Here is a 6,224-nt window from a genome sequence, read left to right as displayed (position 1 = left end):
AATAAATTCATCGTTATTTATTTGACTAACACAAAGATAGTGAATTTTAGGCAACTTTACGGATATTTATTTTTATAATAAATGATTTTACAGATCGGTTCAATTACTATTTACCGAATAAAATAAAATTCTTTGTCTTTCCTCAAAATACTTAACTTTAGAATCTTAATTTTTAAATCAAAGTCGGATGTTATATACACAACCAATGCTTCGTGAAGACGCATTAAAAGATAAAGTAGCCATCGTTACAGGAGGAGGAAGCGGTCTTGGAAAAGCCATGACCAAATATTTTTTACAATTAGGTGCAAAAGTGGTCATCACTTCCCGAAATTTAGAAAAACTTCAAGCCACAGCAAAAGAATTAGAAGATGAGACGGGTGGAAAAGTTCTGTGTGTTTCTTGCGACGTCCGAAATTGGGATGAAGTAGAAGCCATGAAAGAAGCGACTCTAAAAGAATTTGGCAGAATTGACATTTTATTGAATAACGCAGCTGGGAATTTTATTTCGCCAACAGAAAGATTAACGCATTCTGCATTTGATTCTATCTTAGATATCGTCCTCAAAGGAACAAAAAACTGTACACTTTCAATAGGGAAATATTGGATTGATAACAAAGTTCCGGGAACAGTACTTAATATTGTGACCACATATTCTTGGACAGGTTCTGCGTATGTTGTTCCATCAGCTTGTGCAAAAGCGGGAGTTTTAGCAATGACCAGAAGTCTCGCTGTTGAATGGGCAAAATATAACATTAGATTCAATGCGATTGCTCCAGGACCATTCCCAACCAAAGGAGCTTGGGAAAGATTACTTCCAGGAGATTTAGCCGAGAAATTCGACATGAGAAAAAAAGTTCCATTACGAAGAGTTGGCGAACATCAGGAATTGGCCAATCTCGCTGCATATTTGGTTTCTGACTTTTCAGCTTATGTCAATGGAGAAGTGGTGACCATTGATGGAGGAGAATGGCTTCAAGGAGCAGGAGAATTTAATATGTTGGAAGAAATTCCACAAGAAATGTGGGATATGCTCGAAATGATGATTAAGGCAAAGAAGTCTAATTCTTAAGATAATTTCAAAATCGGATTCGCTAGAATCCGTTTTTTTTATTTCCTTTAAAAATAGAGCATACTATTAATTTATTTCTTTGAAAATTACGTTTGAATGAAAATACAGTGAAAATCCCATGTTAAACATAGTGTATTTCCTATATTTCTGATTATATGTTGTTTATACCTTTGTGCTACAATAATAACCAACAAAATAGTTAATCATGACAACAATCAAAGAGGTCTTGCAAAAAGACCATTCAAAGTCCAACAAAGCTGAATTAATTAAGCTTCTAGAAGGAATCGAACTAACAATTAGCCCTGCTGATTACGAAAAAGTAAGCGGAATTGCTCCTGCAGAATTACAAGATTTAACAAAGAAAGAAATTTTGGAAATCATTAACTCCTTTAATAGTAGTTACAATCCAAAATGGGAAGCTTCGTTAAGCAGTGCTTCATCCAAAGTGATGAATATGATTCTTGGTTTGGCTGCAGAAGATGCAAAAAGTTTTGCTGCTGCAGGTGCTGGTGATGCAGAATTTGCGTCAGAACTAGGAAGTATCGATTTCGCTAAAATTATTGGTGGACCTTTGGATGCTTGTGTCACTGCGCAAGCCAATGCATCGGTAAGTACCGTAAGTTTTATTAATGAAGTCGGTTTTGAAACAGACGCAAGTACCGGTGAAAAAAAATTAAGAATGGCCGATTTCAAATATAAAAAGAACGTGCCTAATCCTGAATTTGATCCAGAAGAAGACGTAAGTGCAAGTAATCCTAAAACAGTTGAACAAGAGGTTGAAATCAATGTCCCGTTCATTGCGTTATTAAACATCCCAAGTATCCGAATTGAGACCTGTGAAATCGATTTCAATGTTAAATTGAATTCAACTTTTACAAAAAACACATCTTCAGAATTTGTGATAAATACATCAGGAAGTACTGAAAGTAGTGGTCTTTCTAATCTTTTTGCAAAAGTGAAATTCAAAGTGGATGTCGCTTACAAAAGAACTTCGAGCACTGGTGTCAAAGTTGAGAAAGAATACTCTCTTGCGGTAAGAGTCAAAGCGACCAACGATGAAATGCCAGCAGGATTAGAAAAGGTTCTTGGATTGCTATCTGCATAAAAACCAATAACCATGATAACCTTATCAGATTACCTGGATTATCTCAACAACGAGATAATCCAGGCTCGTAAACTGGCAGATGAGAACTCGGTGCGAGTTGCCAAAGAGTATGCAAAGCACGATTATTTGAAGTACTTCAAAGTTCCAAGGTATAATATTCCCGTGGTCAAAATGGATATCCCTATTAAGGTGGAGAATATTGATTCGGATTCTAAGTACAATTTCAAATACGACGAAAAGCTTTTCCTGAGAGATGTTAATAGTAAAATTACATTGGTCAACAAAGAAAAGCAACTTAATATTTCGCCTTTGACCGAAAAACAGGTTCAGAACGAAGAGTTTACGAAGCTTTTCAAAACATTGGAAGTCAAGGATCAAAAATTCACTAAAGATTTTCAGGTGGATATCAAGAAAATAGATCTCCCAACTAAGATTAGTACAATTAATTTTGGCGTGTTTCGACCTCAGGAAGACAATCCTCAAGAAACAGAAGCGCTTAAACAAATTTTAAGTGAATCTCTCGCAAGTAGGTATAATCTCGTTGGGTCTCGCCTTAATAATCTCTATATTGATCCTAATACAACCTCTTCTGATGATAAGGATAAAGTTTTTATTAATCTCCATGTAGAAATGGAAGAGGAAGGACTAAGAATCGTAAAATTGCAAGATCGCGATGGAAATGATGTGGAAGAAATAATTTTTGAGTAATGCAAGAGTTTATCCATCATAAAGTAAAAACCATTGAGGGTCTTTTTGAAAAATTCAATAAGGTTCAAAGGTTTTTTGCGGAAAGGTCTTATGATTTTGATGCGGACTTCAAGGCTTTTTTGGATAAGATTTTAGCCTATTTTCAATCGACAGGGAGTACCTCTCAAGAATCTGAGATTCTTAAAATCAACAACCAATTATTGACTGTCAAGAAAGGCTTTGACCCCATAAGGATGGAAAAGATAACACAAGGAAGGAGGGAGTTGTATTCTGGATTCTCTTTTGCTGCTTTGGAACAGATTAATGGCTTGTTGCAACAAATTTATCAAAAGGAAAGTGCAAAATTGGAAGAAGGAGAGGAATTAATTTCTAACCTCATTCTGTCACTGTATCAAAACCAAATATTAACCGATTCTAAAATCAAAAAACTGAATTCTGTTGCTAAAATTGAAGTATTTTGGGAGCAGTTAATCAAGCAGAATCATTCGATTTCCAGTATCGATAAAAAGTTGAGAATGAATCTTATTTCTGAGGATATATATCTGTTGTTTGAAAAAGCGATTTCAAAAATTCAATAAAACTAAAACCATGAAAAATCAAGGGAAATATATCGTGATGATTGAAGACCAAAAGAAGAAGTCTGTAGAACGATTCTCCAGCGAATTTGAGGTCAGTGTCACTTCGTCTGAAGATTTGTCAAGCAAGAATCGCGCTTTTAATATTATTGACAAAGACAATTCGGTTCTTTTTAAAAACCTCAATGTTGCGGTACTCGAGAATATTGATGAGAAAGCTCTTTTGGAAGCAGTTAATGATAAAAATAGTCCTGTTATTTATTATGAAAAAGAACGGGACTTTTTTCCCGCCAACGAAGTGACTTTAATCAAAGAATTAAAAAAAACTTCCACAGAACTGAGAGAAAAAATAACTGAATTAGAAGCATTTTTACTCAACAAACCTCTTCCTCAAAATCCCATAACTGATATGGAATGGGGCTTGAAGGCCATTGGTCTTGATCAAACTCAATTGACAGGCAAAGGTGTTAATATTTGTATTTTGGATACAGGATTCATGAGTAATCATCCTGATTTTGTTGGTCGAGATATCGAAGGAAAGTCATTTATAAAAGACGAAGATTGGTCGAATGACGCCCATGGTCACGGTACACATTGCGTTGGTGTTGCAGCGGGAAATGTAAGGTCAGACACGGGAAAACGATATGGTATTGCAAAGGAAGCTCATATTAAGGTGGGAAAAGTACTTTCTAACTCAGGAAAAGGAAGTACAAGTGCAATTATCGATGCAATAGACTGGGCGATCACCAAAAAAAGTCAGATTATTTCGATGTCCTTGGCTTCACCAGTAGAAATTAATGAAGCTCCATCATTGCTTTTTGAATCCGTCGGGAAAAAAGCAATGGAAAATAATTGCTTAATTGTTGCTGCAGCTGGCAATGATAGTAATCGCCCTTCGGTTCCAAAACCTGTTTCTGCTCCAGCCAATGTAGCATCAATTATGGCGATTGCGGCGATTGATAGCCAAATGAGAGTTGCTAAGTTTTCTAATGGTGGTATTAACGCCTCCAATGGCGGAAATGTGGATTTTTGTGCACCTGGGGTAGATGTGCTAAGTTCTTTTCCCGTAAGCATGTACAAGCTGATGAACGGGACAAGTATGGCAACGCCTCATGTTTCTGGATTGTTAGCGCTTTATTTCGAAAAGTTTCCCAGTAAGTCCGCAAAGGAAATTTGGGATTTACTTGTGGAAAAATCAAAAAAAATAGACGGTCTCAAGTACCGTGATATTGGGAATGGACTGGTGCAATCTATATAAATTTTTGTTCTGATGAATGCATATTTTGCAGTACTAAAGAAGGGGGTTTCGTTCAATTCAATTAAAAGCAGACTTCAAGAGGGTAGAATTAAAGTAGTAAAATATTATTCAAAACTGAAGATTGTGAAATTTGAAACAGATCGACCTATCGAAGAATTAAAGTTTGATTTTTTCGAGACTGTCGAGCGAGAAAACAATACCTTCAAGGTGGATTAGAATGAAAAAACTCAGAAAGCAATTTCTGAGTTTTTAATATTTAAAGTACTAGTCTTAGTTAGTTCCTGGTTCTGGAGTGAAAACACGTTGAGCTAATTCTTGATCAAAAAGATAAAGTGCAGATGGATTGTCTTTCACCATTTTGATTTTTGTTACCAATTGTGAAGCACTTGCTTCTTCTTCCACTTGCTCGTTAATGAACCATTGTAAAAAAGAAACAGTCGCAAAATCTCCTTCAGCGTTCGCATTTTTCACAATGTTAAAAACGCTTTTGGTGACCTCTCTTTCATGTTCTAAAGCTTTTTGGAAAATATCTACTTCATCATTGAAGGTATGAGGAGGTTTGTCAATGGCTCCCATTTCGACTCCCATTCCGACATTAACCAGATAGTCAAAAATTTTGTCCGCATGCATGAGTTCTTCCTTGCTCTGTACACGGAAATAATTAGCGATTCCGTCCAAGTCTTTTTCGAAAAACCATGCAGACATCGACAAGTAATATTGAGAAGCGTATTGCTCTTTTCTAATTTGGTCGTTAAGAAGCTTTGCTATATTTTCAGTAATCATAATTAATATTTTTTCAAAGATAATAATTTGGTTGATAATAAAGGAAAAGAGCGGGATATTCCCCCTCTCCTCACATTAAAAAAAATCAAATTTATGAACGATTGGTTAATCTATCTTTACGTCAGTTTTCTTTATATCGGCGTTGGTTCTATCGCCTCTTTTTAATTGTTTTCCACGTCTTTCCATCATTTCTTCTCTCTTTTCTTGTCTCATTTCTTCATGTTCCTTTTTCTTAACTTCCCATTTTTGATATTGTTCGGGAGTTAGGATTTGTCGCATTTCGTTATCGTTTTCACTTTTTTGCTTTTCCATTCTGGCTTTGTTTTCCTCCATCATTTTTTTGTGCTCCGCCATATTTTTTTCTCTTTCGGCTCTATTCTTTTCTTGCAAAGCTTCAATTTGATTCACTTGCTTGTCAGATAGATTAAGCTCGGTCTTCATTTCACCTAATCTTTGTTTTTGCATTTCCGCTCTTCTAGCTTCCATGTCATGATGTCCATTCTTCATGCCGTCCATTTCTTGATGAACTTTTCTTTTTGCTTCCCACTTTTGATATTGGTCTGCATTCAATATTTTGCGCATTTCATCATTATTTTCGCTTCTTCTTTGTTCCATTCTGGCATTGCGTTCCTCCATGTTTTTCTCTCTTTCTGCCATGTTTTTTTCCTGTAGAGCTTCAATCTGTTTTACTTGCTTATCAGATAGATTAAGTTCCGTCTTCATTTC

At 35.7% G+C, this 6,224-nt stretch carries 8 protein-coding genes; 6 read left to right on the top strand and 2 right to left on the bottom strand.

Annotation, left to right across the window (positions count from 1 at the left end):
• Nucleotides 1-187 precede the first annotated feature (187 nt).
• The 6 genes from AC4AGG_RS07980 to AC4AGG_RS07955 all read left to right on the top strand — a co-directional run bounded on the left by AC4AGG_RS07980 (nucleotide 188) and on the right by AC4AGG_RS07955 (nucleotide 4,931).
• Nucleotides 188-1,069, top strand: a complete 882-nt coding sequence (locus tag AC4AGG_RS07980) for an SDR family oxidoreductase (protein ID WP_489771463.1) — start codon at nucleotides 188-190, stop codon at nucleotides 1,067-1,069.
• A gap of 205 nt (nucleotides 1,070-1,274) precedes the next feature.
• Nucleotides 1,275-2,174: a DUF2589 domain-containing protein gene (locus AC4AGG_RS07975; RefSeq protein ID WP_489771462.1), complete on the top strand. Its 900-nt coding sequence runs from the start codon at nucleotides 1,275-1,277 to the stop codon at nucleotides 2,172-2,174.
• A 12-nt stretch (nucleotides 2,175-2,186) separates the two neighbouring features.
• Nucleotides 2,187-2,882 (top strand): hypothetical protein, encoded by a 696-nt coding sequence (locus AC4AGG_RS07970; protein ID WP_489771461.1) that lies wholly within the window; start codon nucleotides 2,187-2,189, stop codon nucleotides 2,880-2,882.
• On the top strand, nucleotides 2,882-3,460 hold the full coding sequence (locus tag AC4AGG_RS07965) for a hypothetical protein (RefSeq protein WP_489771460.1): 579 nt from the start codon (nucleotides 2,882-2,884) through the stop codon (nucleotides 3,458-3,460). Before AC4AGG_RS07970 ends, AC4AGG_RS07965 begins: the two co-directional genes overlap by 1 nt.
• A gap of 10 nt (nucleotides 3,461-3,470) precedes the next feature.
• Nucleotides 3,471-4,715, top strand: a complete 1,245-nt coding sequence (locus AC4AGG_RS07960; protein ID WP_489771459.1) for a S8 family serine peptidase — start codon at nucleotides 3,471-3,473, stop codon at nucleotides 4,713-4,715.
• Between the two features lie 12 nt (nucleotides 4,716-4,727).
• Nucleotides 4,728-4,931, top strand: a complete 204-nt coding sequence (locus tag AC4AGG_RS07955) for a hypothetical protein (protein ID WP_489771458.1) — start codon at nucleotides 4,728-4,730, stop codon at nucleotides 4,929-4,931.
• A 54-nt stretch (nucleotides 4,932-4,985) separates the two neighbouring features.
• Here the strand turns inward: AC4AGG_RS07955 and AC4AGG_RS07950 are convergent, their stop codons facing one another.
• Both AC4AGG_RS07950 and AC4AGG_RS07945 read right to left on the bottom strand, forming a co-directional pair.
• Entirely contained in the window at nucleotides 4,986-5,498 is a 513-nt protein-coding gene (locus AC4AGG_RS07950; RefSeq protein WP_489771457.1) for a ferritin, read from the bottom strand.
• A gap of 105 nt (nucleotides 5,499-5,603) precedes the next feature.
• A complete protein-coding gene (locus AC4AGG_RS07945) occupies nucleotides 5,604-6,221 on the bottom strand; it encodes a hypothetical protein (RefSeq protein ID WP_489771456.1) in 618 nt (205 codons plus the stop codon).
• Between the last annotated feature and the right edge of the window lie 3 nt (nucleotides 6,222-6,224).

Source organism: Chryseobacterium sp. CG10_8 (assembly GCF_058117085.1).
Note: the sequence above shows the minus strand (reverse complement) of the source record. Positions and strands in the feature narration are given on the sequence as shown.